At 39.6% G+C, this 1,375-nt stretch carries 1 protein-coding gene; it reads right to left on the minus strand.

The features are described from left to right. Positions 1-1,375 (minus strand): vacuolating cytotoxin domain-containing protein (locus tag EAL87_RS07975; RefSeq protein WP_205584691.1); only part of this gene is annotated, 1,375 nt, incomplete at both ends.

Below are 1,375 nucleotides of genomic sequence, written 5' to 3' on the forward strand. Positions count from 1 at the left end.
AGCGTGTTGCCGCTTTGACCGCTCTGTCCTGAAAGATTAGGATCAATATAATAAATACCTTTTTGTGAGTAAGTTTGATTTTGGAGGTTATAGACCCCATTCCACACATTCGTTGTGGGTAAATTTTGAGTAGGGGGTGTGGGCGTTGGTGAAACTTTATTAGGGGGAGTGTTTGGCGCTGTGTGTTTTGTAGGAGTGGGTGTGGGGCTTGTAGGCTTAGCGTTAGCTATCGCTTGTTTTAATCCTTCTTGTTCAATATTAAAAGCGTTTTCTTCGTTTTGTAAGGTTTGTTCATCTTGTTGTTCTTGTTTTTGCGCATTCTTAAAGGCTTGTTCGTTAAAGCCTGTGGTGGAGTTGGCTAATTGTTTGAGCTTGTCTAAATCTCCTTGTAACGCTTGTTCGTCTTGAGCGATTTGTTGGTTGGTGTGTTCTAAACTTTGAGCGTCTTCTTTGATAGCGGTGTTTTGATTCTTGGTGTAGCTTGTATCATTGCTTGCGATCTTATTATCATCAGCAGCGTTATTTAAAGCGCTTTGTGAGTTACTCAAGTCTTGTTGGTAGGTTTTTTGGGCTTGTTGTTGTAAATCGTCTCCTAAAAATTGGGTAATAATAGATTGTTTGTTAAAGGTTTCTTGTAAGGTTTCATCTTGCCCGTTAATGTCAAAGGTTACATCATAAATATTATTACTCACTTCAACATGGCTGATGGCTTTATCGCCCTTATAGTTGATTAGATCCCACAAATAGCTTTGATAAACCCCATATTGGATCGCCCCGTTTGTGGTGAGAATGTCATAGGTTTGGTTGCTATTAAGGGTTTGATTGAGGTTAAAAATTGCATCAGAGCCAAAAGACACGCTGCCTTTAAGGCTAGCAAAAGGCGAACTTGAATTTAAAGTGTTTGTGCCTGAAAAACTCACCTTATTCGTATTAAAGCTATAAGTCCCTTGATTGAAGGTGTCGTTATTAAAGCTAGCGCTGTTACTAAAATCATAAGTCCCTTGATTGAAGGTGTCGTTATTAAAGCTAGCGCTGTTACTAAAATCATAAGTCCCTTGATTGAAATTGCTATGATCAAAGCTTGAACTGGCGCTGTTACTAAAGTGATAAGTCCCTTGATTGAAGTTCGTTTGATTAAAGGAGATGGTGCTGTTATTACTATTACCGCTGAAATTAAAGCCCCCATCAGTGTCGTCTTTAAAGCTAGAGCCGCTCACCTTGATATTAGAGCCTTTAAAATTCATGTAAGATTTTTGCGTCCCTGCATGGCTGTTATCCAAACTCGCTTGATTGATAGTGATATTGTTAGTTGCATTGAAATTGAGCGTGGCCCCACCGCCATCAGAATAGGAGTTTCCGGTTGTGATATGGCTAG

Origin of the sequence: Helicobacter pylori, from assembly GCF_003636935.1 — a bacterium.
Classification (GTDB): Bacteria; Campylobacterota; Campylobacteria; order Campylobacterales; family Helicobacteraceae; genus Helicobacter; species Helicobacter pylori_CH.